Raw genomic sequence first — 26,071 nt, 5'->3', positions numbered from 1 at the left:
GCAAAAGCCCCGGAATTTTTTGATTCCGGGGCTTTAATATATTATATTGTGCTAAACACTAAGCTTTTGCAATCTCCTGAAGGATCGCAATAATTACTTCTTCCATCCGATAGAAAGATTCCACATCTGCTTTTTCATGCGGTGTATGAACATCATAAAGATTTGCCCCACAGGAAATCATATCGATATGCTCTCCCAGTTTTTCTGCCAGATATCCACATTCAATTCCGGCATGAATTCCTGTGAAAACAGCATCTTTTCCAGAATACTCACGGTATGTCTTCGCACAAATATCACGAAGTTTAGATTCTTTACGATATTCCCACTGCGGATAATCACCATGGAAGGTGCAGTTCATTCCCAGTGCCTTCGATAATATCTGCATTTTTTCTTTTAACTGTGCTTTTTCTAATTTCACAGAACTTCTTCCGGAACACAGGAATTCAAGTGTTCCATCCTGAATCGTCATACTGCCTATATTAGAAGATGTCTGTACCATTTCCACATTTTCTCTGGTTCGGCTGATAACGCCGCACGGAAGAAACGTAATTGCCTCGATAATCAAATTCACCGTTTCCTCTGTAAACACAGTTACCTCTTTTTTCTGCTCTTCCTTCTCCAGGCGGAATGACAGGTTTTCTGTTTCAGAAAACTGTGCTTTCAGCATTTCTTCCAGTTTAGAGAGTTCTTTTAATAATGCCTCTTCGTCCTGGCTTGATGTGTGCATAACAATCGTTCCCTTAGATGCAATTGCATTTGCTTTTCCAGGCGCATCCAGCGAAGAAATACGTGCAAATGGAGCAATATGATAAAGAATTCTTCCCACAAGCTGAATTGCATTTGCTTTTCCAAGAGCTATATCCAGACCCGAATGTCCTCCGTTTAATCCACATAATGTTAATGTATATGTAATATCTTCCGTTGAGCCCGTATATTTCAGCGGAAGAGAAAGATCAGTTCTGACTCCTCCTGCACAGCTTGTAAAGAAAACACCTTCTTCTTCTGCATCCAAATTAATCAGATAGCTTCCTTTGACATCTGTAAGTTCCAGATGTTTAACTCCCTCTAGGCCCACTTCTTCACTGGAAGTAATTAAAATCTCCAGGGCCGGAAGCGGCAGATCATTTCGATCCAGCAAATCCATTGCATAAGCAACTGCCAGTCCGTTATCAGCACCAAGAGAGGTTCCATCCGCTGATTTCAAATAGCCATCTTCTTCCACAACATGGATACCATCTTCGTACTTATGAGTGCTATCTGCGCTCTTTTCATAGACAATGTCCATATGACCCTGCACAATAACCGTTGGTCCCTTATATCCAGGAATCGTTGACGGTTTCCGAATCAGCACATTATGATGGGCATCCCGTTCTGCCTGCAGGCCTCTGGCTTTTGCAAAATCGAGCAGATACTGGCTGATCGCTTCCTCGTCACCGGTTTGTCTCGGAATAAGGCAGATATCTTTAAAATATTGAAGCAGCTTTTCATTTTTAGATTGTCTTTCCATAAATATAATCTCCCCGTACATACAATTTGATACGAAAATTTAGGATAAACGCTTTTGAGATAATAGGGCGCTGACAATTCTGACAGCGCCCTTTCCCAATTAGAGGTATTATTTAGGTATGTTTACTACCATTGTAATGATTAATATCCTTCAACGCCAAGTGCTTTACAGAATTTTCTTGCTTCCGGATCTACATAGATTCCGTTTTCTTCCAGCTTATAGCCATCCAGAAGAATCGTCGGTTTAGAAACAATACCATCTGTATGAGCAGCAGCATCCCAGCAAGCTCCCATTAAGCTGGCTCCCTGACTTCCGATACCCATCTCGATACATCCAAAGAGTCTCTCATCCTCAACAATACGTCCGGTAGGTTTGGTTACGCCCGGGTTAAAGCCGATGGAATAATGAGCCAGACGGAACATATTCGGGTCATTAAATTTATTCAGCCATTTTTCGAAGATAGCAGCATCTTTTCCGCCTTCTATTTTTGTTACAACACCTTTTTCCAGGGTCAGCTCTACATTACTGTTAAGAAGACCTAATGTATCCGGTGGGAACAGAGCAGAATCAAAAATTAATTTACCATTGATAGTCTCCTCTACCGGACACCAGCTTACCTGACCGCCTAACATAACCGGATAGCCCTTCTTGGTTGCTCTCTGTCCAGAATGTTTAACGCCGCGTCCCTGATTGTAGCCAACTAAATTTGTTCCATTCTTATCCGTAACAATTACTTCATTTGAGCGATGAACTTTATCTGTCAGATACTCACCAAATTCAATCAGGACATCATAGTCAACACGGCCAACCGTATTTACCAGCATGATAACATCCATACCATTTAAGCAAGTAAATCTTGCACCATTCTCCATTGCTTTTCTAAAGCAAGGAGTATGCATAGAGCAATAGTATGCTAACTCAATCCATACATCTGCATGCACTACTGCATCTGCAACCGGGCGAATCGGTTCTTCATACGCTTTTCCGGAAGTCGGATAGTGAATAATAACCGGATTTGCACCAACTGAATATGCTGCACCTGCAACCGCCTCAACCACACGGAAATCTGCAGATGTATCAGCGGTGATAACTACATTTTCACCCTCTTTTACAAGCATGAAATCACGTACCAGTTTTAAAGCAGCACTTGTTACTTCAAATGATAAGTAGGTGTTTGACATTTCTACGCCAACGGGATATTCCATAATAAGTTCCTCCTATAATATATATTTTTATTTATTAAGTTTCTTTCCAAGGTTCATCGTGGAGCTGAAGAAGCTGTACAGGGCGGCACCGGTAATGAATCCGGCACCCAGAATATACAGTTTACTCTGTCCAAGATCACCATATTTCTTAACTACAATGTAACGAATCAAAAGACCAACGAGTACTGTAATACCAGCCATCGGAGAAGCAATCAGAAGACCTGTCGCAAATAAAACACCTAACTGACGGCCTGAACCGCCGATTGCCTGAAGAAGTGCTCCCGGGATAGCCCAGATAATCAGGTTTTTTGCTACTGCCATATTAGTTCCTGCATCAATAGTTGCCACATATACAGCATCAACCGGTGCGAGCATTCCTTTTTCAAAATATGCTTTGTAAGTAAAGAGAACAACCAGAATTGCAATTACAGCACTGACCATTTTTGCAATATACTGCTGTCTTCTTCCTTCCATCTCAAACGGAACATCTTCACCGTTGCCTCTGACAATATAACCAGATTTCAGGTCATACGCCATATCAGCAAAGGCCGGTCCGGTTGCAGAAGTAAAGCCAACCAGGATTGCCAGCTGTGCCGGTGGGAATCCAAACAGCATTCCAAGAATCAGGAAAATGAAAGCTGTTGCAAATGCCGGGAACCATCCGGAGTGCATGGCGGAGATACCAACAATCAGCTCGGAAATGATTGCAGAAAGGGCTGCAAAGATAATCCACCATACGAACATTCCAGCACTCATATCTGCCGAAAATCCACACATAATTGCCATAACAATGGATACCAGAATATATGCGCCAAAACCTTCTGCAAGGGAGAACTTCATGCTCTTTAAGCTTCTGGTAAATTCTTTCTTTTCTACCTTTCCAGTTGCAGCCTCAGCTGCTGCCGCTTCTTTTTCTTTCTTGCTCTTTTTCTGAAGAATCAGAATCATCTGGATAAGAGCAACGAATCCGGCACCAATCATGACACCATGAGGTACATAATAATCACCAAGTTTGATGTTGAAGAATTTCGGAGTGTATTCGGAAATCAGAAGGCCCACGCCAAATGCACCAAGAGCCCACATATTTCCAATCCAGCCTACACCCAGGATATCGGTCGGAATACCAAAAATCTTTCCAACGATTCCGCCAACCATACCAATCATAAGGATAACGGAGTTCTTTCCTTTTTCAGCAACTGCCAGCATAGCCTCTGCTGCTGCAATACCGGGTGCCCATGCTTCCTTTGCCGGGAACATCTCTGTATCAAACACCTTATAAAGAATCGTTGCATCAATGATTACTGCTAATGAAGCACCTACCAGCATTGGAATAACCAGATCATGTCTTCCTAACAGATAAGGAATACCGATGGATAAGAAAATACCGTTTGAAGCAGCGAACGTTGCACCTGACATAGCTGTCTGAACAAGGTTCTGGGTATTAATATCTTTATATTTCTGGAACACCTTCAACGGAATTCTGGCAATAATAATCGCAAACAGTGCACCGATGATAGATGTGTTTGTACTGATTCCCAATCTGGCAATTAACTCGAGACCAATGATTGAACCAATCACAGAAACTAAAATATTTAACAACATAATGGCCGGATCATATGCGGATGGGTGTTTTTTATTCATAAACTTCCTCCTTTCCTCTGTTATAAGGTTAACGACTATAGATTAATATCCTTCAACTCCCATCTGCTTGCAGATTTCAGCAAGTTGCGGATCCACATATTTTCCGTTTTCCTCAATTGTCACGCCATCTACGATAATTGTAGGTTTCGATACTACACCGTCTGTGTGAGAAGCTGCTGTCCAGTAGCTTCCGCGAATCATTTTACCCTGACTTCCAATACCAAATTCCATGCATCCAAAAATTCGTTCATCTTCTACGATACGTCCGGTTGGTTTCATAACGCCCGGATTGAATCCGAGTGAATAGTGTGCCAAACGGAACATATTCGGATCGTTGAACGAATGCAGCCATGCGCTGAAACGTTCGGCCTCTTTTCCGCCTTCAATCTTAGTTACACGTCCATTTTCCAAGGTGAGTTTCACATTTTCAGAAATTGCACCCATGTCGGTCGGCGGGAAAATCGCAGCATCGAATACAAGGGTTCCATTAATCGTTTCCTCTATTGGACACCAGCTAATCTGGCCAGCCATCATGAACGGATACCCCTTAAAGGTTGCCAGCTGACCGGAGTGACGAACTTTTCTTCCCTCATTTTGGGCTGTTAAATAAGTTCCATTATTATCTTTAATGATAATATCGTTTCCTGCCTCTAATTTAGCCTTTAAAACCTCTCCCAGCTCTACTACCTTGTTAACATCGACTCTTCCGATACAATTCACGATCATGGTTGCATCCATACCGGTAAGATTAATGTAACGGCAGCCAAAATCAATTGCTCTCTTCCATGCATCACTCAGGAAGATGGAACCGTATGATAACTCAATCCAGACATCTGAAACAGCAACTGCATTTCCAAGCGGAGCCGCCGGTTCTGAATAGGTATTTAAATTGGTCGGTGCGAAAACAAGCAGCGGATTGGCTCCAACAGTATAAGCTGCACTCATGAGAGCTTCCAGTACACGTTTATCCGTAGAGGTATCTCCGGTAATTACTACGTTCTCTCCCGGCTGCACCAGCATAACATCGTGCACCAGCTTGTACGCAGCCTTACTGACCTCATACGATAAATAGTCCTTCGACATCTCAATTCCAATCGGGTATTCCATAGTTCCTCCTTTCCCTAACATTCATAATTTTAAGTATACTATTTTGAAATTCACGAGAAATATTTTTCTTTGTCTTGATTTTAGCACATAAATCAAATAAAATGAAATCACGTTATTTTATAAAGTGATAAATCTGTATTATACAGACTTTAGTCTGAATTTCGGTCTACAAATTCAAGAATACCAAGGCATTCTTGCTACTAAATGTGAGTTATTTCACATCTGATATAGCCACCCCCACTAAACGCCTTATACAGATATTCACGCAGAAAGGAGAGAGTATATCTGTGTTAAATTATAAGCTCAGTACCTTTTTAGAGCTCTGTGAAACGAAAAATTATACCAAAACCGCTGAAAAGCTTCATATGACTCAACCAGCCGTAACTCAGCACATCAAATATCTGGAACAGTATTACGGAACAAAACTATTTTATTATGATGAGAAAAAAAGACTTCACCTAACCGATCAAGGACGTCTCCTCCGCTCATATGCCCAATCTGTACAGGCTGATTCAGAAATCATAAAAAACCGGCTTTCTGTCCCCATCAACGAACCTGACGTTTTCAAACTAGGTTCCCTGACTGGATTCGGAGAAACATTTGCTGCAAAAGTAATGGGAAAATATCTGAACAAATACCCTGAAAAAAAGGTCAGCATCTATATGGGAGAATCTGATGACTTGTTAGTTCAATTAGCAAACGGAAGAATCCAGGCTTGTATTGTGGATACCTACTGTCCACCGGAAGAATATGAATGCCACGAATTATTCGAGTCTGAAACCATCTGCATCTGCGCTCCCACTCATCCGCTGGCCGGAAAAACCGTAGATTTTAAAGAATTAAATCCCTATCGGTTGATTTTCAGAGAAGAAGGTTCAAAATCCTATTTCAATCTGCGTTCTATTCTTCACGGTTACAATCAGGACATACATAATTTCGCCTCTTTTGTAGAAGTCGGAACCATCAATACCATTCACAATCTTGTCATTGAAAATGTTGGTCTCTCATTTGTATACAAGTTTGTCGTACAGAAAAAACTGGATCTCGGTGTTATGAGCCAGATTTTTATTAACGATTTTAAAAGCAAAAACTTCATTAACTATGTATGGATGAAGAACAGCTTTTTCGCTGAAAAAAACAGGGAATTCCTGGATATATGCAAACATTATCTTTCCAGTCTGGGAGATCTGAATTTATAAGAAGGAATGTGCCATGGCACATAGAACGAGGTTTCCTATGGCAGAAAACAGCCGCTCCGCAATCTTATTGATCGCGAAGCGGCTGTCGACACTTATGTTTTTGATAGTGGGTCTACGCAGATGCCAGCAGTCTTGATAAGAATGCCTTGGTCCGTTTATGCTGCGGGGCGGTAAAGATCTGCTCTGGCTTTCCTTCCTCAACCACATAGCCGTCTGCCATAAAGAGCACCCGGTCAGAAACATCACGGGCAAAGCCCATCTCATGGGTGACAATGACCATCGTCATTCCCGATTTTGCCAGCTCCTTCATGACGTTTAAAACCTCTCCGACCAGCTCCGGGTCGAGTGCGGAGGTCGGTTCGTCAAAGAGGAGCGCTTTTGGCTGCATCTGTCCGCCGGAGAGAGTGACGGGCTTTACATTTCCTCCTCTTTTTCAGCTGTGCCCGCGGTAAGCCGGCACGTGATCAGTTGCCATATAAATAAAAACAAGGACGCATCCATCGTAAAAGAGATGCGCCCTTGCAATTATTTTCTGTTATGTTTATTCTGCTTTTCCTGAATTGATGCCAATTATATGTGCGGTTTATCGATATGTCAACTAAAAAAATCTGCCATTTGTGTTACATATTGAAAATTTTGTGTAATTTATATTAAAAAACGATATCGAAAGTAATTTGCTGGAAAAATTAAACAGAATGCGGTAATATATGAAAAAATATTCAGCGTATGATAAATGTCTGATTTCGTACAAACACGTCAATGAAAAAAATGTAAAGTCAATTGAATTTATAGGATAAAATTCATATTTATGAAATAGCGGTGGCATGGAAACTTTGGAAAAACGCATCCCCCACCAGCGATAAACTCCGTTCCTTCCGTTTGACCAGACAGATACTTGAGTGGATCTGCGGCTGGGTGATGATCCGACGGATCAGGGCGGGATCGGAATTTAAACAGAGGGCAGATTCAGGCGCGAGCGCGATGCCCAGCCCTTCGGACGCCCATAAAAGGGCGGTTCTGGCATCGTCGGCAATGCAGACGATGTTCGGTTCCAGCGCCTGTTCCTCAAAATATCCCAGAATCAGCGGCTGCCAGCGGCGGTAAAGGATGAGCGGCGCGCGGGTGAGGGCAGAGAGGGGAAGAGATGTGGGCGTATGGCTTTTTTGTGGTTCGGAAGCAGGAATATCAGTCAGAAGGGCATTCGGGCATTCCTTGTAATGGCTCCAGATCATTTCGCGCCCGATCGCCAGAAATGCCTCCGGCGGCAGTGTCTGCATCTCCAGCCCGGCTTTGGCAAATGGCGTCCGGATCACGGCGAGGTCGATCTGGTTGGAGTGAAGCAGATCGAGCAGGTGGTAGGAATTGGACTCATGGAGTTCAAACAGGGCTTTGGGATAGGATCGCCGGAATGGGGCAAGATAATGCCGGGTCACAAATTCGACGGCGGAGGAGATGATGCCAAGGCGCACAACGCCCTGAATCTCCTGTTTCTGTGCAGTCAGCTCCGTGCGGGCAGCCTGGCTCAGATCGAGGATCGCAAGCGCCCGGTCGTAGAACGTCTTTCCAGCAGGTGTCAGTCGGATGCGGCGGGAACCGCGCTCAAACAGCGTCACACCCAGTTCTGACTCCAGAAGCTTCATCTGGTGGCTGAGCGGCGGTTGTGAGATATTCAGTTTTTTGGCTGCCTGGGAAATATTTCCCTCGTTGACGATGGTGGCGAAGTAGGATAACTGGCGAAGTTCCATAAATGCTCCTTCCTGTTCGGATTCGTTGGAAAACTGTGTGTATGGCAGATATATTATATAACAAAATCCGATAGAATAACAGGAGAACTATATTTTTTCGATATACATTCTATATCCGAATGGTATTTTTCAGGCTCCTTGAATTCTGGTATGATACATAAGCAGGTATATACTGGAAATTCCAGAGAAATAAAAGTGTAGGGATAATACGGAAGGGAGTGGGCAGAAATGAAAGAACTGCTGGATATGTTTCTGACGTTTGCCAGAATCGGAGGTTTTACCTTCGGCGGCGGATATGCGATGCTGCCGATGCTGCAGAAAGAGGTAGTCAATGGACGCCATTGGGCGACGGATGAAGAATTGATGGACTACTACGCGATTGGTCAGTGTACACCGGGTATCATCGCGGTCAACACGGCGACGTTTGTCGGTTATAAGAATCGGGGAATTCCGGGGGCGATTGCGGCGACACTAGGAGTCATTGCGCCGTCGCTTGTCATCATTATGATTATTGCGGCATTTATTTCTAACTTTATTGAACTTAGCTTTGTGAGCAGCGCCTTTGCAGGCATCCGCGCCTGCGTCTGTGTGCTGATCGGCAGTGCGGTTGTCAAGCTGGCGAAGAAATCGCTGGTTGATAAAGGAGCGATCGCGATTGCGGCGGTTGTGTTTGTACTGGCGCTGTTTACATCGGTTTCTCCGGCGCTTCTTGTTGTTGTGGCGGGTGCGATCGGGATTGTACTGAAGGGCGGAAAGGGGGAAAAGAAATGATGCTGATGCTTGAATTAGGCTTCCGCTTCTTCTGCTGCGGACTGTTTGCGATTGGCGGCGGACTGGCGACTCTGCCATTCCTTTACAATATTTCCAAGGAGACAGGATGGTATACTTTTAGTGATATTTCCAACATGATCGCTGTCTCCGAGTCCACACCGGGACCGATGGGCGTCAACATGGCGACCTACGTCGGCTTCCATATTAAAGGGATTCTCGGCGGACTGGCAGCGCCTCTCTCACTGGTGCTGCCGTCGGTCATCATCATTGTGATTATCTCGAAGATTCTCGATAAGTTTAAATCCTCTTCGATCGTACAGAATGCCCTCTATGGTCTGCGCGCGGCATCTACCGCCCTGATTGCGGCAGCAGGTATCGGCGTGGCAAAGATAGCGTTCCTCCATGTCGGCGAGGATGGCAGCCTGGCGTTTTCCGAGCTGTTTTCCATCATCAACTGGAAAGCGATCGTACTGTCGCTTGCGATCTGGTACGGCTTAGTTAAATGGAAAAAGCACCCGATCCTCTATATCGTGGTGGCGGCTGTGGCCGGAATCGTGTTCCAGTTCCACTAGGGAAGATAGAAGAAAATAGAACCATTTCCAGAAGAGGTAGTTCGGTATCGGCATATTCTTTTGGGGTGGTTCTTTTTTGTCATAGGAAGCTTCGTCCTATAAAACAAAAAATACAGGAAAACGCGATCGTAAAGCGCAATAATAGTTAGAAACAGAACAAATAAAACAGAAATACACAACAATTACAAAAATATAATCAGATAAATAAAGAAAAATATGGAAAATAATTAGAAATAATGCTTGACAAAATGAAAATTATCTAGTAGAATAAAACCATCAAAAGAAACAGAGATAACCCCAACAAACGGTTACCATAGTTTCTAGGACGAAATAAGGAACAAGGAGGACGGTCCAATGGGATAGTTAGTTACTAAAAAACATGATCATGGTTTTAAAAACCGAATTTATCCAATAAATAAAAAGATAAAAATCGGTATCGATGGAATCCATCATCATACAATCTCTAAAAGAGTTTACATAGATACATGTAATCAAAGGAGGAGATTCATATGAAAGGAAGAGGTCCATAGCACATTTAAAACAAAATATAAAAGAAAGAGAGGTTATATAGTGAAACTTCGGGATATTTCATAAAAGAGCTGTCTGATGACGAGAAAGTCGGACAGCTCTTTTTTATGCCTTAATGCGTTTATGTGTGCAGTGGAAAGGGTTCCGCTGTTATTTTTTTGCCTTGGCACGGTCTCCGCGCTCCGGAAGCAGAAAGATACAGATCAAGGAGCTGATAAACAGCATGCCCGGATAGAACAGAAGCGGCATAACCTCGAAGGCGGACAGTTCATAGCCCAGCTCATGAACCGCCGATAATGCTACCAGCATCTGAGCACCGTAAGGCAGGATTCCCTGGGAGATACAGGAAAAGGTATCCAGAAGGGAGGCTGTCTTTCTGGCACTGATGCCATAATCTTCAGAAATTTCCTTTGCAATAGGGTTGGCCATAACGATAGCTACTGTGTTATTGGCAGTTGCGATATCCAGCAGGGTAACTAAAAGGCCGACACCAAACTGACCGCCGCGTTTTCCACGGAAAATGCGATGAATAACGTTAAGAAGAACGTCGAAGCCACCGTTTTCACGGATCAGTGCACACATAGCGGCAACTAAGATGGCAACCATACTGGTCTCAAACATGCCGGAAGTACCGGACCCCATGTTGGTAAGCATTTCCCAGGGAGTAGTCTGGCCGGAGCCGAGCATAATGATGGCACCGGATACGATTCCGACTAACAGAACGACAAATACCTGAATACCGGCAATGCCGCCTGCTAATACCAAAAGATAGGGGATCAGCTGAATCAGGTTGTATGGTTTTGTGATGGCAGCTCCCGGATCCTGATGGAAGGAAACGACCAGGATAAGTGCCAGGGAAGCGATGGCAGCCGGAAGTGCGATGCCGAAGTTCTCACGGAATTTATCCTTCATAGCACATCCCTGACCGTTGCAGGCTGCGATGGTTGTATCGGAGATGAAGGAGAGGTTATCTCCAAACATGGCACCGCCGATGACAGATGCAACGCAAAGGGCCAGAGAGAAACCAGAGGTCTCAGATACGGCAGCGGCAATCGGAACGATCAGGGTGATGGTTCCGACGGAGGTTCCCATGGAGGTAGAGACAAAGCAGGCTACCACAAAGAGAACGGCGACGGAAAAACGGGCCGGGATAAGAGACAGCATCAGATAAGCAACACTTTCCGCACTGCTTCGTCCTACGACACCGACAAAGGTTCCGGCTGTCAGGAAGATGAGAAGCATGGTGATGATGTTCTTATCTCCGATGCCCTGCCCCATCAGCTCCAGTTTCCGGTCAAAGGAAAGAGAACGGTTCTGGAAGCAGGCCGTTAGGATCGCCAGCATAAATGCGACAACAATCGGAATGTTGTAAAAGCCCATCGGAATTTTCATGATATATTCTGACCAGATTCCTAGCCCCAGATAAAAGATCAGAAATACAGCGATAGGCAGAAGGGAAGATAGTTTTTGCTTTTTCATAATAATTTTCAGCCTTTCTATATGTTTGCCGTAATAGGCCGGATATTTGCAGCCGGCTGCAGGGAATGCAGACAGCAGCGTGATTTTGGCACTATAAGGCGGTAAAGTACATTATTTAATCTTACCATAAGAATGGAGTTCAGGCAAGTAAAGAAGACAGTGTAACTGTAACGAAAAGGTTGACGAAAGCCTGTAAAAACGATATTCTGAAAGACGGAGAAACGCATGCAAAAACGATAGAAAATATGATCGGAAAAGAAAAGTATGCTGAATAAAATGGAGGTATATCGTTATGAATGAAAACAACACGGCTATCAAGGATGCCAGATCCTTAGGTCTGCCGAAGATGCTGCTTTTGGGACTGCAGCATATGTTCGCCATGTTCGGTGCGACCATTCTGGTGCCGATTCTGGTTAACACCTATTTTGAGGGGCAGGGACTTTCTATCCAGGTAACCCTGATGTGTGCAGGACTTGGTACATTGTTCTTCCATGCCTGCTCTAAGTTTAAGGTGCCGGCTTTCCTTGGTTCTTCCTTTGCTTTTCTGGGTGGATTTGCGACGGTTGCGAATCTGAATACAGGTATATTTGCAGATATGACCATGGGAGAAAAGCTTCCCTATGCCTGTGGCGGTATTGTGGTTGCAGGCGCTTTGTACCTGATTCTGGCGCTGATCATCAAGCTGGCAGGCGTGGAGCGCGTCATGCACTATCTGCCGCCGGTTGTGACAGGTCCGATCATTATCTGTATCGGTCTTTCACTGGCGCCGTCCGCGATCGCCAACGCATCGACAAACTGGCTGATTGCGTTGATCGCGCTGGGAACTATCATCGTTTTTAATATCTGGGGCAAGGGAATGTTCAAGATCATTCCGATTCTGATGGGCGTTGTGATCTCCTATGCAGCGGCAGCAGTCTTCCAGATGATGGGAATGACAAATCCGGACGGAAGTGCGATCCTGAATTTCTCAGAGGTGGCGACGGCTTCCTGGGTCGGACTTCCGCCGTTCCAGCTGTGCAAATTTGACCCGACGGCGGTCATGGTAATGGCGCCGATCGCGCTTGCAACGATGATGGAACATATCGGCGATATGTCGGCGATCTCTGCGACGGTCGGAGAAAATTTCCTTGCGGATCCGGGACTGCACCGGACGCTGGTCGGCGATGGTATCGCAACATCTCTGTCGGCACTTGTTGGCGGTCCTGCCAATACGACTTACGGTGAAAATACGGGCGTTCTGGAATTAAGCCGTGTTCATGACCCGCGTGTCATCCGGATTGCAGCTGTCTTTGCTGTGATTCTGAGCTTTATTCCGAAGATGGCAGAGGTCATCGGTTCGATGCCGTCTGCCATCATCGGCGGCGTTAGTTTCATGCTATACGGTATGATCTCCGCGATCGGTGTCCGCAACGTGGTCGAAAACCAGGTGGATTTAACCAAATCCCGGAACCTGGTAATCGCTGCGGTAATTCTGGTCTGCGGGCTGGGATTCTCCGGCGGTCTGACCTTTGAGGCGGCAGGAACCTCGGTTACCCTGACAGGTCTTGCGATCGCAGCGATTGCGGGCGTTCTGCTCAATGTGATTCTTCCGGGTAATGATTACCAGTTCGGCAAGAATTTACAGGGCGACATCAACCGCGGTGTGGCGATCAATCCGAATCCGAAGAAACGGCAGGAATAAAAAACGCAAAAATTTTCAGTTCTAAAAGTGGGACGAACCATTTCAGATGTATAATCCGCCTGCATTTCCACATACTACCCATAAGACACACGATATGGCAAACGTGGTATGCAGGAGGAAGAATCATGAAAGCTACAGGAATTGTGAGAAGAATCGATGATCTGGGTCGCGTTGTCATCCCGAAAGAGATACGCCGGACGCTGCGCCTTCGGGAAGGGACGCCGCTTGAGATATTCACGGACCGCGAGGGCGAGATTATATTGAAAAAATATTCACCGATGGTGGAGCTGGCGGCATTTGCCGTGCAGTACGCGGAGGCAATGGCGCAGTCTACGGGGCTGATGGTCTGCATCGCGGACCGGGATCAGATCATCGCGGTATCCGGGGGACCAAAGAAGGAATATTACCAGAAGACGATCAGCCGGGCGCTGGAGCTGGCAGTCTCCGAACGTCAGAATATCTGTGCGGCGCGGGGAGAAAAAGCATTTATCCCGATTACCTCGGATGAGGTGGAGGAGAGCAGCGCCGAGGTGATTGTGCCGATTTTGAGCGAGGGAGATGCGATCGGGGCGGTGATTCTCCTTAGCCGGGAGGCAAAGCAGGCGCTTGGAGGGGCGGAGATGAAGCTGGCAGCGACGGCAGCCGGATTTCTGGGACGTCAGATGGAAGGATAAAAAAGATAAATGAGATAAATCTGCCTGGAAACAGGCGGTGAGAGAAAAAAGAAGACGGGATCGATGGAAAACGTAAAGAGAGATAAAACTCCTGGGCGGTTGTCCATCGATCCTGTTTTTGATAGTCCTGTATTTGGAAGAAGCTAACGGTGGCAGACGCTGTAGGTAATTGTGCATTTGTTTGCAGGTATGTATGTTGAGATGATAGGGTTGGGCTATTCACGACAGCCGCGGCAGCAGGGCGCAGAAATGAATTTCATTCTGTTTATCCTTGCCCGGCGCCAGATGGGCGCTGATGCGTCCGCCGTGGCGTTCCACGATGGATTTGGCGATGGAAAGCCCGATGCCGTAGCCGCCGCTTGCCCGTGCGCGGGAATCGTCCGCTCGGTAAAACCGGTCGAACAGGCGCGGAACCTGATCGGGCTCCAGGTTTTCACAGGGGTTCTGCACCTCGAGACAGAGGAGGCGTTTTTTCTGGTACAGGGACACAGTGATCGTGCCGTCCGGCAGGCAATATTTGACTGCGTTATCCAGCAGAATTGAGCAGAGACGCAGGATCTGGTCGCGCTGTCCCCGCATCGACAGCTCTGGTTTGATCGAGAGAGAGAGCTTCTTTCCCTGTGCGTCAACGGCGGTCTGGAAGCTGTCGGAAGTCTCTTTTACCAGTGCGCTGACAGAAAAATCAGAGAGACTTTCCGGACACATGCTTTCCTCGGCGCGCGACAGCTCGATGAGCTCCGCAATCATGCGGTTTAAGCGCTCGACCTGCTTGCGGGTGCTTTCCGTCCACTCGTCCTTGCCGCGTGTTATTTCCATGACGCCGACGTTGGCGGAAATGATGCCGAGAGGTGTCTTTAACTCATGCGAGACATCGGTGATAAACCGGCGCTGTTTTTTGATATTATCGGCAAATGGCTTTATGACGTAGTCGGAGAGGCACAGGAGAAGTAAAAGTACAACTGCCAGACAGCCGAAAATAATAAAGAAGGTCAGGCGCAGAAGAATATAAAATGATTGTAACTGCGAAAAGCAGTCTACAATCACAAGCGTACCGCTGTCGCTTTCGCTGCTTCCATCGGACGGATACAGATGGTAACGGTAGTAGCCCCAGTAGCCATTGTCCTTGCCGGATGAGAGAATCGCGTCTGTCAGAGCTGAGATGTCGCTCTCACTGAGGGAGGCGATGTGCTCGGAGTTGACGTCGGATGGTTCCTCATTTTCATCCAGATGAATAATGCAGTAGCGTGTCTCAAACTCCGTTTCGCGGGTGAGTTGGAAACGTCCCGAAACGTTTGGATGATTCCTGACAAGGGGGAAATTCCAGTCATTTTCATAAAGAGTCGTGATGATGGCATCCGCCCGGTCGGTAAGCCGGATGTAGTTTCCCAGATTGATCGAGCCGCCGATGACAAAGAGCGTGAGCGCCAGAGAAAACATGGCGATGAGCAGAAACCTGCGCCGCAGGCTTCGGATCATGCGTCCGCCGCCGTCAGACGATATCCCTCTTCGGTTCGCTGGATGCTCCGGTTGGCGCCCAGCGCCTGCATCTTTTTTCGCAGATAAGAAACGTAAGTCCATACCAGTTGTGCCTCCTGTGTCGGTGGAAGTGGATCGGAAGCGCCCTCGTCGTAGGATGTGCTTCCCCAGGTGTGCTCTAAAAGCTGTGTTTCGGTTAAAAGGCGTCCTTCCTCGCGGATAAACAATTCCAGCATTGCCGCCTCGCGGCTGGATAAGCAGACGGAGGAAGTGCCGCAGGAAAGTTCCATGGAAGCGCGATCCAGGGTAAAGTTGCCGCAGGTAAGCCCAGAGAGTTGTTTGGCGGCGCTTCGTCTGGTCAGCGCCCGGACGCGGGCGAGAAATTCGCCGATGTCAAAGGGCTTGGTGAGGTAATCATCCGCTCCGCAGTCAAGCCCGGAGATTTTGTCCTCGGTCTGGCTTTTGGCGGTTAAGAGAAGAACGGGGGTCAGGATATCCTTGTCCCGGAGGGCAGAAAGAACGGCAAGCCCATCCAGCTTTGGCATCATGATATCGAGAATCAGCCCGTCGTAGCTGACGGAGGCTGCTTTTTCCAGTGCTTCAGCCCCGTCGTAGACAGCGTCTACCTTATATCCTTCATGGGTTAAAATGGCGCTCAGGGCGCGTATCATATCCGGTTCATCGTCGGCAAGAAGTAGTTTCATGTGTGAAAATCCCCCCTCTTTGTTTATCCACCTGTTGGTTTATGTACTATTTTATTTATCCAAGTATTTATCCGAGCGGAATGCCGCGGCAGTCTGAAGCGACTGGTTTTTCAGCGACAGCACTTGTGTTGAAATTTGCATCTGGGTCAGCATTTGGGGTGAGAATCAGCTCCTTTAAGGTGGACAGGGACAGATCCGTGGAAGCAATCTGGTCGGAACAGTGCTTTAATTCCTGCTGCATCAGCTCCGGGTTGGCGATATCGTGCTTATATTTGAGTTCATGTTCTATGCTCGCCCAGCAGTCCATCGCGATCGTGCGGATCTGGACTTCCAGACAGGGCAGAGCGGCTGTCTCGGATGTATTTCCCAGAAAACGGACCGGCATCTTTAAAATCATATGGTAGCTGCGGTAGCCGTTCGGCTTTGGATGGGCGATGAAATCTTTTTCCCGGAGAATGGTCACGTCCGGAATCGCGCGGATGAGCTCGGCGGTGCGGTAAACATCGTCCACCATCGGGCAGATGAGGCGCACGCCCGCGGCGTCATGTTCGTGAGCAAGCGCATTTTGAAGCGTCGGCTCCAGTCCGTCTCGGATGAGCTTTTCTCTCATGCTCTCCGGGCTTTTGACGCGAGAGGTAGAGGAGGAGATCGGATCCCAGCCGGTCTGCGACTTCTGATAGCGCCGGATCATGCCGATGCAGGAGAGAAATTCGTCGATGATGCCCTCTAAAAGGATGCGGGAACCGCCGTAAAAATCAGAGGGGGTAGTGGTTGTTGATTCTATCATATATGATCTAAAATGGGGGGCTGGAAGAGTGCCAGACAGTCTCCGTTTCCTTTCGGTCTATTTGGTAAAAATTGGTATTCGATATAACAGATATATCGAAAAACAGGCGAAAGCGCAAGAGAGTTCACAGATACTCCATGATTTTTCACAGAAAAAACACAGCAAGGCGCGAAAAACCTTGACAAAGCAAGGAGAAATGTATATAAATGTAAAGTAAGATTTGCGGGCATGTACGAAGAAAACTAAGAGGATTCATGTGCGAAGATATAAGCTAGGAGGAATATACGATGAATAAGACAGAATTAATCGCAGTTGTAGCTGAGAAAGCAGAGCTTTCCAAGAAAGACGCAGAGAAAGCAATCAAGGCTTTCACAGATGCAGTATCCGAGGAACTGGTAAAGGGCGGAAAGATTCAGCTGGTTGGCTTTGGTACTTTTGAGGTAGCTGAGAGAGCAGCTAGAGAGGGAAGAAACCCGAAGACCGGCGAGACTATGCCGATCGCAGCTTCCAAGACTCCGAAGTTCAAAGCTGGTAAAGCATTAAAGGATATGGTAAACGCATAATTATCTCAGACATATATGTGTGACAGACAGCCCTTCGTGATAAAATATCATGGAGGGCTTTAGTATTATAGGAGCGAAGGGATTCCGCCAGGATGAAAGTAAGGGGTTATGGAAAGGAAAAATATGAGGTTAGATAAGTATTTGAAAGTGTCCCGCATCATCAAGAGAAGAACCGTAGCCAATGAAGCGTGTGACAGCGGACGAGTGATGCTGAATGATAAAGTGGCAAGAGCCAGCGCGGAGGTCAAGGTTGGGGATGCGATTGAAATTGCCTTCGGCAACAAGTCTGTCAAAGTCCGCGTGACGAGCGTGCAGGAGACCATCCGCAAGGAAGATGCCAAAGAGATGTTTGAATACCTGTAAGAATCCAGGAGAAGTCAGGAAAAGGCGCGGAGGATGAAATGCCAAGAAATATAGAGCGGGATGAAAAAGAGGCGATGCGTCGGAAAGAACAGCTGATGGAAGCTGGATTCAGGCTGTTTTCGCAATATGGGATCGAGAATGTCAGTTTACAGAGGGTGGCGGACGCTGCGGAAGTGGGCGTTGCGACCCTATATAACTATTATCAGACGAAGGTCAAGCTTGTGATAGCGATCAGCGGAAAAATCTGGGGCGATCTCTGGAAGGAGGTTCTGGAAGAAAAGGGACCGGAGATATTTGAATCATTCACGGCGTATCAGTACATTGAGTTTTATACGGACCAGATCATCCGGATTTACCGGGAACGCCCGGAAATACTCCGGTTCAGTAATAACTATAAAAACTTTATCTCCCGGGAGAAAGTCAGGGGGGAAGCGCTGGCTGAACATCTGGATGTTTTGAAGCCGGCAGGAGCGCTGTATCATAAGTTCTATGAGCAGGCGAGGAGCGATAAAAGCATCCGGACCGATATCCCGGAGCAGCAGTTATTTACAAGCGTTGCGATTGCGATGCTGGCGGTGGCTGAGCGCTATGCACAGGGAATTGTGTGGGCGGACGATCACAAGGAAGACCACACACAGGAACTGGAATTTTTAAAAGGAATGCTCCTGACATGGTGCAGAACCCCGGAGAACCTGGGAAAACAATGATATAAAGAACGGAAATAAAAAAAAGAAGTCAAGAGAATGAGGTGACCCCTCAAAGTTAGACTTTTACGAGACGACTTTGGTCGTCTCGTTTTTCTTTATGCGCTTAAAAGAACAGTTTCTGTCTTGAATTTGTGAGAGTTGATTATTATAATATAAATATAGTGACGACTCATTTGTGTATACACACTTTATGACGGATAATCAACATTTCGAGAATGAGAGGAAAAAAGCGTATGAGAAGGAGAAAAAGAAGAATCCTGGCAGCAGGAATGGTGGTAGTGATAACGTGCAGTTCATATGGTTCTGTGCCGAGAGTTTATGCGAACACGAATTTTTATCAGATCCGGGAGATCGAAAGTTTATCGGAACAGGTTCTGTATCAGAAAGTTCCCTATGGAACCCGGTATCAGGATCTGGAGATGCCGGACAGCATAGACGTTTTTGTCAGCGGGGGGCAAACCGAAGATGTGCCTGACGCAGGGAGCGATGAGAATGTAGCAGCGTTTGCCAACCGCACAAATGATGATGCCATGCTGGAAAAGACGGACAGTGAAGAGAATGGAGAAAAAGAAGATACTGAAGGAAAAGATACCGAAGGAAAAGATGCCGGAGAGAATAGCAAAGATAAAAGCGAAGGTGGAGAGGGCTTAGAGAAAGCGGAATCCGGTTCAGGTGAACAGGGAGATTCTGGGAAAGATGGAAATTCGGCGGAAAATGGGGACTCTCAGGATGAAAATGCAAATCCGGGGAACGGTGAATCCGATGAGAAAGACGATTCCGGTAAGGCAGATTCCGGTTCTTCGGGTGGAAATGCAGATTTGAATGAAGATGGCAGTTCTTCGAACGGAAAAACGGATGAACCGAAGGAAGATGTCAAGACGGATGAGAAGACCGAGGAAGAGATTGACGAAAAGGAAGGTTTCTGGCGAAAAGTAAAGGTGCGCTGGGTTCTGGATGCAGAAGAGAGCCAGGCATCCCGTTATGATGGAGAAAATCCGGGCGTCTACCTGTTCCGTGCAGAGCTGAAAAGCAGCAATTATGAGGTAGATGAGGACGAACTCCCGGTGATCCAGATCACGGTCCTGGAAGAAGAGCAGGCAAAAACGACGCTGGAATTTGCACCGTTGGAAGAATCGATCACCGATCAGATTCTCCCGCTTGGAAGCAAAGAATCCGACATCCGGTTCCCGGAGACTCTTACCGTGCGTGAGACGATGGGAGAAGAAACCACCGAGCGGACTTTGTCGGGTATCACGTGGAAACTGGATGCGGAAAACAGCGACTATTCTGAATTTCAGGGCGGACTGGCACCGGAGGACTATTTTGACCGCTTCGATGAGGACGGTGAACCAGAAGAAACTGAAGAAAAGACCTGGGAGGGCTACGATAAAGCCAATGAAGAATACAATGGGGCGATCTATACCTATATTCCGGTGATTCCGGAAAGCGAAGAGATACCGGAAGACACTGCTTTGCCGGAGATCCATGTGCAGGTGGGAGACGCGGGGATTGCGCTGTATGCGGATGAAGGAATCACGGGAAGCGGTACGGAAGCGGATCCCTATGTGATTTGTACTGCGAAACAGTGGTCTAAGGTTATGGGTTCTCAAAGAAATCAATATAATGGAAGTCTCTATAATGTAAATAAATATATTAGATTGGGAGATGATATCGATCTAAGCGGCGAGTCGTGGGAGTCAAGAACACTAACGACTTGTTTAGATGGTGATGGATATGCGTTGAGTGGAATTTCGCAGCCGTTGTTTAGTGTTTTGAATGGAACTGTTAAAAATTTGATTTTATCGGATGTTAGGATTGAGGGAACGGGAAACCAGGGAGCGATTGCTCAGACGGTAGGAAACGAAAACAAAGCAACGATTGAAAAATGTTATGTTAGTGGCAGTATCACGGCGACAGGAAGTAATAATAGTGGAGTAGGCGGACTAATTGGAGCTGCTCAAAATGCCCAAGGAGCTCCCCTGACAATAGAAAATTGTGTTGTTAATGCAGATATCACAGGTAAAGGAAGTTCTCTGGCAGGAGGTTTGATTGGTTCTGTTAGTAATAGTGACGTGGTAACGATCAAAAAATGTATTGCAATGGGAACTGTCTCAACTGTAGAAGACAAAGGTTCGGGTGGATTGGTTGGTGGACCAGGTAGAAGTGTCACAATTAAGAATAGCGCAGCATTGCAAGAAGAGGTTTCCACAAAAAGCTCGAAATACTTTGTAGATCGAATTTTTGGCTATGATGGTGATTATAAGGTTCATGTAGTTGGTGAACAAAATTTTGCCTATCAGGGTATGAAGGTTAAATATGGTGATAAACTTCTTGATAAACCTAAAGATGAGCTAGAGAATTATGGCGTGAGTGTTTCCAAAACAAACCTTTTAACAACCAATTTCTGGAAAAACACGATTGGCTGGGGAAGTGCTGCGGAAAACTGGGAATTTGCTGATAAACAGCTTCCAACGCTAAAGATGAAGAGAGGTAATGACGAAGTAAAGATATTCTCTGGCACAGACATACCGGATTATCTTCAGGCGACCAATTCGTTAAGTGGAAGTGTAAAGTCTGGAGAAACTGGAATTGGGGGCGCAGAGATTACTTTTAAGAAGGACAGCAGCGAGAAAAAGGTGGCAACAGATTCAACTGGAAATTTTAGCATTGAGCTTGCCAATGGAGACTATGACGTAACAATCAAAAAGACCGGATATTTTACGGTTGAGAAAAAAGTTACGATTTCGGATGCCGATTTAGAAGCTCTTAATTTCACCATGGAAACAAACCCGGTTTCCATGCCTTCGGGACAAACGGTGACAGGAACTTTCCGGACAACCGATGCGGACACTGTCACGGCAGATGGAGAAATTAAACTTACATATGCAGGAACAGATAGTTTGCAGCCGAAAGATTTTACCCTTTCATCCGAGAAAGATGGAACGTCATATGACGGAGTGACGCTTCTTGAAGTGAATACCGGAAATGGAACTGGCAGTATTAAGATTCAATTTGCTAAATCGCTGGCTCTTGGCAGTACAAATGAAATACAGCTTTATGTCCGTTACAAGGGAAGTTCGATTGGCTCAATTGTGCTGAAAAAAGAAATAAAACTTGTTCAGCTTGCAAAGCCTGCGGATGTCAGCTGGGATGAGACAGTAAAAGGAAAAGCTGTCTGGAGTCTGGTTACGAATGCGTCGGGCTATAAAGTACAGCTCTATAAGGATGGTTTAGTACTTGGGGATGAAGTAACATCTGAGGCGGATGCAGCCAGTTACGATTTTACCTCCCAGATTGCAGAGAGCGGAACCTATACGTTTGGAGTCCGAGCAACGGGCGATGGTTCAACCTATGGTGACAGCGAGGAGGCGAAGAGTGGAAACTATGTATTTTCCGAGCAGACCTTAGCGGCTGTCGAAACAGCGGCACAGGAAGCGCTACGGGCGATGACAGTGACAAATAAGACGACAGCAGAGGAAATTTTGCAGGTTGTACAGAAGGTTATCAAAAATAGAAAAATTCAGGCGAAGTGGTCTAACGAAAATGATTTTAATCTAGCACCAGCAACGAATGGCGAAGATCCGGGACAAAACGGAAGTATCACAGGAACGATTGTTTTGAGCTATACCGCTGAGAGCGCGTCAACAGAAACAAAAACAATCGAAATAAATCTTTCAATCGCGGCGAAGTATGCAATTACCTTTGCGTCTGATCGTCAGGATTCGCAGGGAGAGGCACCGACACTGGAAAATGCCGCAGCCAGAACTGTGATTACGCTTCCGGAGAATACCTTTAAGGTATACGGCATGAATTTTGGAGGCTGGAGTGACGGAACTAAGACATATGCCAGCGGTGCAAGTTATACAATGCCGGAAGGAAATGTGACATTTAAGGCGGTATGGGTGCAGGATCAGTGGGATGGACAGGCGGTTGTGGAACCGGCCAAAGATGAAAATGGTTATTATCAAATTAGTACCGGGGCAGAGCTTGCGTATTTCCGAGATACGAAGATTTCAAACTGGAAAGCGAAACTGATGTGCGATATTGATATGGGCGGTCACGACTTTGCTTCGATTCCTAAGGCCGGAGCTGAATTTGATGGATGCGGACATACGATTCGAGGCTTGAATGCAGTCGGCAAAGCTTATGTGGGATTGTTTCAAGCAATTTCTTCGAATTGTGAAATTAAGAATCTGACCATAGAAAATGCGGTGGTTAAAGCTTCCAACGATGATGCGAGAGTTGGCATCCTGGTTGGTGATGTATATGATTCTCTGACAGTAGAAAATTGTTACGTCAGTGGAACAATCGAAACTACAGATGGAACGAATCAGATTGAAGCTGCGGGTGGTTTGATAGGAAATGTAAGGGAAAAATATTCGGTAGAGATCCAGTCCTGCTATGCAGATGCTGAAATCAAAGGAACCGCTAGCAAGCGTTTTGTAGGTGGTTTGGTCGGTTGGACCGGTGGAACTACAACCATTGACAACAGCTATGCAGTTGTGGATATGGACGTTGATAAGGGAGATTATATTGGCGGACTGGTAGGAAGCGGCAACGTAACGATCTCCCACAGCTACGCGGCAGGCGAAGCGCTGACAAAAAATCCCACTGGCGCATCCGTGGCGGGCATTTCCGACAACGGTTCGATTTCCTCTTGTGTCAGCATTTTCCCGGAGATGCGATCACTCAACCGGATTGGCGGAACGTCAGGAGAGTATACGAATAACTACGGCTTTGCCGGCACAGTCGCGAGAAAATCAGATGGGACGATTTTGACCCCGGATCCGAATATGATGGGGGCAGACAAGCTATATGGAGCGGACGCAACGGAGGCAAATCTGAAAGATCCAGAATTTTATAAAGGTTTGGGCTGGGATTTTGCTTCTACCTGGACGATGGATTCAACCGACAGGTATGCCTTCCCGATTCTGAAAAAACAGACATTATCTCCGAATCTGACGCTGGATCTGAAGCCATCGGTTACCGGAATTACGCTGGATAAGACCAATGAGACGATTTATCCGAGAGGAAGCGTCCAGCTCACTGCAACCGTCGATGTGGCAAACGGAGCGTCCAGAGAGGTGACGTGGAAAAGCAGTGATCCGGCAGTCAAGGTAGAGGACGGCTTGGTAACCGCTGCGGCTGCGGCAAATGGAACCTATACAATCACAGCCATCAGCAAGGCGGATCCTTCCAAGTGGGCAGAATGCCAGCTGACAGTTGATACGGCGGAGCACATGGTTACAGTAGGACGGGAGCCGGGTCATACGAATTCTCTGAATGCAGTTGTGAAAGCGTATGCATCCCTGAATGATGCAAAAGGGGGAACAAATCCAATTTCTACGACAGGTAGTGAAACTGGTACATTTACATTTTCACAGAAAGCCGGAGAAATAGTTTACCTTGCATTTACGGGTCTGGATTCGGAAGATGTCGTAAGTAAAGTAACAATTACCGATGCAAATGGTTCAAAGGTGAATGCGACAATTTGCAATCTGGAGAATCCAACGGTGTATTGCTTTACGATGCCGTGTTCAAATGCCTCCGTACAGGTTTCCTATGCGGAAAATATGAACGCGTACCAGTATACCTGGTTCGTAGGGCAGGAATGGGGTACCTGGGGAACGACGGCAGCCTTTGAAACCAAAGAGTGGAGGCGACCATATTGGTTCTCTGAAAGTAACAAAGATTATCAATGGCAAGCTGTTTAGAGAATTTAAAATAAAGTCAATGTCGCTGTATAAGAAAGATTCAGTTATACCGAAAAAGGTAAATAGTCAATCAGAGCTTACGGAAAACGGTAATTATTGCATCGAAAAAGATAATACAACCGGTCTCCCGACTCTCTATGTATACTTAGAGGGACCGGGCATGGTAGCTGTGGATATCGAGGTTCAGGATAATCCAAATGCAGAATTTTCGATCACAAAGAAGCCAGGAAGCAGTTCTTATTATATGCTGAACAGGACTACAGCAAAAGTCGGGGATCTGGTAACGGCGACCTTGACAGATGAAGGTGTCAGACGGATGAAGGAGATGCAGAACAAGAATGCATGCCTTACATACAGCGGTGGTTTACTTGTAGTTATTTACCCGCCGAAATTTACCGAATCCGGTGGCAAATGGACCGCCTCCTTTAATATGCCGGCACAGAATATTGAGACAAATGTGTATTTTGGGGAGAAAGATAAAGTTACACTGAAAGGTACGGATAAAGAGGTTGATTACGATGGCGCGCCGAAGTCTGTTGAGGATGGAATTCGGGCAACGATAGGTGGACAGGATCTTTCGGAACAGTTTCAGGGTCAGTATGAGGTGCACTATGAAGGTGTGAACGGAACCGTTTATTCCAGCATGACACCGCCGACCAATGCGGGAACGTATTCCTGTAAGATTAAGATCCCGGACAGCAACGTATATTATAGGAGTGATCCGATTACGGTGCAACTGACGATCAAGAAAATAGCAACAAAGACCCCGAAAGCAGCGCAGGCAGCAGCGTGGACAGACACCAGCGTGACCTTGGAAGCACCGTCAGCATTTGTGGATGGAACGGCGATTCCGGCAGGATATGAACTGGAATACTGCGTGGATCAGGGAGAATGGCAGGATTCACCGGTATTTACCGGGCTGACACCGGAAACGACTTACAAGTTCTATGTGAGACTCAAAGAAGGTGTCAATACGACGGCATCCGCAGCCAGCGAGGCGGTAACGGTCCAGACAAAGAAAGCATCGTCTGACCCGTCCAATCCGACGAAACCCAACCCGTCGAACCCGAATCCATCGACCCCGGGCAATCCGCAGGGAACGACCACTTCCGGCCGCGACAGAAATACCAGCACATGGGTAAAAGAGAGCACCGGATGGCGTTACCGCCTGTCAAATGGTACATATCTGTCGGGAAGCCTGGTCCTGGATCCGGCGACCGGCAGGCAGGTTGAACAGGTTGTGTGGAAACAGCTCCGGGGCGCATGGTGGGCCTTTGGAGCCGACGGATACATCCGGACGGGCTGGGTCTATGATTACAGCGCGGGCAAATGGTACTATGTGGATGAAAACACAGGCATGCGGACGGGCTGGTATCTGGATCCGCAGGACGGCAGATGGTATTATCTGGATCCGGCAACGGGAGAGATGCTGACGGAGTGGCAGCTGATTCCGGATTTGGGCTATGTATACTTAAATCCGTATGCACCGCAGCCGACCTGGGCGTATGATGAAGCATTAAAAACCTGGGTTTACATGGAGGGCGCAGGGCGTCCATACGGCTCCCTTTATATGGCTGAGTGGACACCGGACGGCTATTATGTAAATGCAGACGGTGTCTGGGAACCGGCCAGATAATCATTCATAAAC

The 26,071-nt window shown here is 46.7% G+C and carries 19 protein-coding genes and 1 pseudogene; 10 read left to right on the top strand and 10 right to left on the bottom strand.

Translation table 11 applies throughout. The features are described from left to right. Window positions 1-58: 58 nt before the first annotated feature. The 4 genes from pepD to PUQ60_RS03975 all read right to left on the bottom strand — a co-directional run bounded on the left by pepD (window position 59) and on the right by PUQ60_RS03975 (window position 5,460). Window positions 59-1,507: a beta-Ala-His dipeptidase gene (pepD, locus tag PUQ60_RS03990; RefSeq protein WP_273378779.1), complete on the bottom strand. Its 1,449-nt coding sequence runs from the start codon at window positions 1,505-1,507 to the stop codon at window positions 59-61. 140 nt (window positions 1,508-1,647) lie between these two features. Beyond that, entirely contained in the window at window positions 1,648-2,712 is a 1,065-nt protein-coding gene (locus tag PUQ60_RS03985) for a hypothetical protein (RefSeq protein WP_022360655.1), read from the bottom strand. A gap of 27 nt (window positions 2,713-2,739) precedes the next feature. Continuing rightward, window positions 2,740-4,353 carry an OPT/YSL family transporter gene (locus PUQ60_RS03980; protein ID WP_273378782.1) on the bottom strand — a complete coding sequence of 538 codons (1,614 nt, stop codon included), beginning with the start codon at window positions 4,351-4,353 and terminating at the stop codon, window positions 2,740-2,742. Between the two features lie 42 nt (window positions 4,354-4,395). Continuing rightward, window positions 4,396-5,460, bottom strand: coding sequence for a hypothetical protein (locus tag PUQ60_RS03975; protein WP_273378784.1), 1,065 nt, complete (start codon window positions 5,458-5,460; stop codon window positions 4,396-4,398). Window positions 5,461-5,747: 287 nt separating this feature from the next. Between PUQ60_RS03975 and PUQ60_RS03970 the strand changes: the two genes are divergently transcribed. Beyond that, a complete protein-coding gene (locus PUQ60_RS03970) occupies window positions 5,748-6,659 on the top strand; it encodes a LysR family transcriptional regulator (RefSeq protein WP_273378786.1) in 912 nt (303 codons plus the stop codon). A 112-nt stretch (window positions 6,660-6,771) separates the two neighbouring features. On the opposite strand, the pseudogene PUQ60_RS03965 reads toward PUQ60_RS03970, so the two are convergent. Then, window positions 6,772-7,047 (bottom strand): annotated as a pseudogene (locus PUQ60_RS03965) (amino acid ABC transporter ATP-binding protein); the annotation flags it as partial. Window positions 7,048-7,465: 418 nt separating this feature from the next. Continuing rightward, window positions 7,466-8,404 carry a LysR family transcriptional regulator gene (locus PUQ60_RS03960; protein ID WP_273378789.1) on the bottom strand — a complete coding sequence of 313 codons (939 nt, stop codon included), beginning with the start codon at window positions 8,402-8,404 and terminating at the stop codon, window positions 7,466-7,468. A 228-nt stretch (window positions 8,405-8,632) separates the two neighbouring features. On the opposite strand from PUQ60_RS03960, the gene PUQ60_RS03955 reads away from it, so the two are divergent. Together PUQ60_RS03955 and PUQ60_RS03950 are read left to right on the top strand one after the other, a co-directional pair. Beyond that, window positions 8,633-9,175, top strand: a complete 543-nt coding sequence (locus PUQ60_RS03955) for a chromate transporter (RefSeq protein ID WP_273378790.1) — start codon at window positions 8,633-8,635, stop codon at window positions 9,173-9,175. Then, the gene (locus PUQ60_RS03950; RefSeq protein WP_273378792.1) at window positions 9,172-9,747 is read left to right on the top strand and encodes a chromate transporter; all 576 of its coding nucleotides are present in this window, start codon (window positions 9,172-9,174) and stop codon (window positions 9,745-9,747) included. Before PUQ60_RS03955 ends, PUQ60_RS03950 begins: the two co-directional genes overlap by 4 nt. A 678-nt stretch (window positions 9,748-10,425) precedes the next feature. On the opposite strand, the gene PUQ60_RS03945 is transcribed toward PUQ60_RS03950, so the two are convergent. After that, on the bottom strand, window positions 10,426-11,754 hold the full coding sequence (locus tag PUQ60_RS03945) for a Na+/H+ antiporter NhaC family protein (protein WP_273378794.1): 1,329 nt from the start codon (window positions 11,752-11,754) through the stop codon (window positions 10,426-10,428). Window positions 11,755-12,046: 292 nt separating this feature from the next. On the opposite strand from PUQ60_RS03945, the gene PUQ60_RS03940 reads away from it, so the two are divergent. Continuing rightward, complete coding sequence (locus PUQ60_RS03940) at window positions 12,047-13,435, top strand: uracil-xanthine permease family protein (protein ID WP_273378795.1); 1,389 nt, start codon at window positions 12,047-12,049, stop codon at window positions 13,433-13,435. Between the two features lie 125 nt (window positions 13,436-13,560). Next, window positions 13,561-14,109, top strand: coding sequence for a stage V sporulation protein T (gene spoVT / locus PUQ60_RS03935; protein WP_107001695.1), 549 nt, complete (start codon window positions 13,561-13,563; stop codon window positions 14,107-14,109). Window positions 14,110-14,328: 219 nt separating this feature from the next. Here the strand turns inward: spoVT and PUQ60_RS03930 are convergent, their stop codons facing one another. The 3 genes from PUQ60_RS03930 to PUQ60_RS03920 all read right to left on the bottom strand — a co-directional run bounded on the left by PUQ60_RS03930 (window position 14,329) and on the right by PUQ60_RS03920 (window position 17,076). Beyond that, a complete protein-coding gene (locus PUQ60_RS03930; protein WP_273400778.1) occupies window positions 14,329-15,687 on the bottom strand; it encodes a HAMP domain-containing sensor histidine kinase in 1,359 nt (452 codons plus the stop codon). After that, window positions 15,582-16,289 carry a response regulator transcription factor gene (locus tag PUQ60_RS03925; RefSeq protein ID WP_273378803.1) on the bottom strand — a complete coding sequence of 236 codons (708 nt, stop codon included), beginning with the start codon at window positions 16,287-16,289 and terminating at the stop codon, window positions 15,582-15,584. The genes PUQ60_RS03930 and PUQ60_RS03925 overlap by 106 nt, the downstream gene beginning before the upstream one ends. 67 nt (window positions 16,290-16,356) lie before the next feature. Further along, the gene (locus PUQ60_RS03920) at window positions 16,357-17,076 is read right to left on the bottom strand and encodes a GTP pyrophosphokinase family protein (protein WP_273378805.1); all 720 of its coding nucleotides are present in this window, start codon (window positions 17,074-17,076) and stop codon (window positions 16,357-16,359) included. Window positions 17,077-17,363: 287 nt separating this feature from the next. Between PUQ60_RS03920 and PUQ60_RS03915 the strand changes: the two genes are divergently transcribed. From PUQ60_RS03915 to PUQ60_RS03895, 5 genes are all read left to right on the top strand, one after another. Beyond that, window positions 17,364-17,639, top strand: coding sequence for an HU family DNA-binding protein (locus PUQ60_RS03915; RefSeq protein WP_022360642.1), 276 nt, complete (start codon window positions 17,364-17,366; stop codon window positions 17,637-17,639). A gap of 123 nt (window positions 17,640-17,762) precedes the next feature. After that, window positions 17,763-18,002 carry an RNA-binding S4 domain-containing protein gene (locus PUQ60_RS03910; RefSeq protein ID WP_273378811.1) on the top strand — a complete coding sequence of 80 codons (240 nt, stop codon included), beginning with the start codon at window positions 17,763-17,765 and terminating at the stop codon, window positions 18,000-18,002. 38 nt (window positions 18,003-18,040) lie between these two features. Beyond that, a complete protein-coding gene (locus tag PUQ60_RS03905) occupies window positions 18,041-18,709 on the top strand; it encodes a TetR/AcrR family transcriptional regulator (protein WP_273378813.1) in 669 nt (222 codons plus the stop codon). Window positions 18,710-18,942: 233 nt separating this feature from the next. Continuing rightward, window positions 18,943-24,423 carry a carboxypeptidase regulatory-like domain-containing protein gene (locus PUQ60_RS03900; protein ID WP_273378816.1) on the top strand — a complete coding sequence of 1,827 codons (5,481 nt, stop codon included), beginning with the start codon at window positions 18,943-18,945 and terminating at the stop codon, window positions 24,421-24,423. Further along, on the top strand, window positions 24,350-26,059 hold the full coding sequence (locus tag PUQ60_RS03895) for a hypothetical protein (protein ID WP_273378819.1): 1,710 nt from the start codon (window positions 24,350-24,352) through the stop codon (window positions 26,057-26,059). The genes PUQ60_RS03900 and PUQ60_RS03895 overlap by 74 nt, the downstream gene beginning before the upstream one ends. Window positions 26,060-26,071 lie beyond the last annotated feature (12 nt).

The organism is Clostridium sp. AF02-29, from assembly GCF_934835585.1.
GTDB lineage: Bacteria > Bacillota > Clostridia > Lachnospirales > Lachnospiraceae > Otoolea > Otoolea fessa.
This window is presented reverse-complemented; position numbering and strand designations above follow the sequence as displayed.

What these genes read in the sequence shown, in the direction of transcription:
- spoVT (WP_107001695.1), top strand. Translation starts at nt 13,561, where the DNA reads ATGAAAGCTACAGGAATTGTGAGAAGAATCGATGATCTGGGTCGCGTT.
- PUQ60_RS03925 (WP_273378803.1), bottom strand. Translation starts at nt 16,289, where the DNA reads ATGAAACTACTTCTTGCCGACGATGAACCGGATATGATACGCGCCCTG.
- PUQ60_RS03940 (WP_273378795.1), top strand. Translation starts at nt 12,047, where the DNA reads ATGAATGAAAACAACACGGCTATCAAGGATGCCAGATCCTTAGGTCTG.
- PUQ60_RS03955 (WP_273378790.1), top strand. Translation starts at nt 8,633, where the DNA reads ATGAAAGAACTGCTGGATATGTTTCTGACGTTTGCCAGAATCGGAGGT.
- PUQ60_RS03985 (WP_022360655.1), bottom strand. Translation starts at nt 2,712, where the DNA reads ATGGAATATCCCGTTGGCGTAGAAATGTCAAACACCTACTTATCATTT.
- PUQ60_RS03920 (WP_273378805.1), bottom strand. Translation starts at nt 17,076, where the DNA reads ATGATAGAATCAACAACCACTACCCCCTCTGATTTTTACGGCGGTTCC.
- PUQ60_RS03960 (WP_273378789.1), bottom strand. Translation starts at nt 8,404, where the DNA reads ATGGAACTTCGCCAGTTATCCTACTTCGCCACCATCGTCAACGAGGGA.
- PUQ60_RS03930 (WP_273400778.1), bottom strand. Translation starts at nt 15,687, where the DNA reads ATGGACTTACGTTTCTTATCTGCGAAAAAAGATGCAGGCGCTGGGCGC.
- PUQ60_RS03950 (WP_273378792.1), top strand. Translation starts at nt 9,172, where the DNA reads ATGATGCTGATGCTTGAATTAGGCTTCCGCTTCTTCTGCTGCGGACTG.
- pepD (WP_273378779.1), bottom strand. Translation starts at nt 1,507, where the DNA reads ATGGAAAGACAATCTAAAAATGAAAAGCTGCTTCAATATTTTAAAGAT.
- PUQ60_RS03915 (WP_022360642.1), top strand. Translation starts at nt 17,364, where the DNA reads ATGAATAAGACAGAATTAATCGCAGTTGTAGCTGAGAAAGCAGAGCTT.
- PUQ60_RS03910 (WP_273378811.1), top strand. Translation starts at nt 17,763, where the DNA reads ATGAGGTTAGATAAGTATTTGAAAGTGTCCCGCATCATCAAGAGAAGA.
- PUQ60_RS03900 (WP_273378816.1), top strand. Translation starts at nt 18,943, where the DNA reads ATGAGAAGGAGAAAAAGAAGAATCCTGGCAGCAGGAATGGTGGTAGTG.
- PUQ60_RS03975 (WP_273378784.1), bottom strand. Translation starts at nt 5,460, where the DNA reads ATGGAATACCCGATTGGAATTGAGATGTCGAAGGACTATTTATCGTAT.
- PUQ60_RS03945 (WP_273378794.1), bottom strand. Translation starts at nt 11,754, where the DNA reads ATGAAAAAGCAAAAACTATCTTCCCTTCTGCCTATCGCTGTATTTCTG.
- PUQ60_RS03905 (WP_273378813.1), top strand. Translation starts at nt 18,041, where the DNA reads ATGCCAAGAAATATAGAGCGGGATGAAAAAGAGGCGATGCGTCGGAAA.
- PUQ60_RS03980 (WP_273378782.1), bottom strand. Translation starts at nt 4,353, where the DNA reads ATGAATAAAAAACACCCATCCGCATATGATCCGGCCATTATGTTGTTA.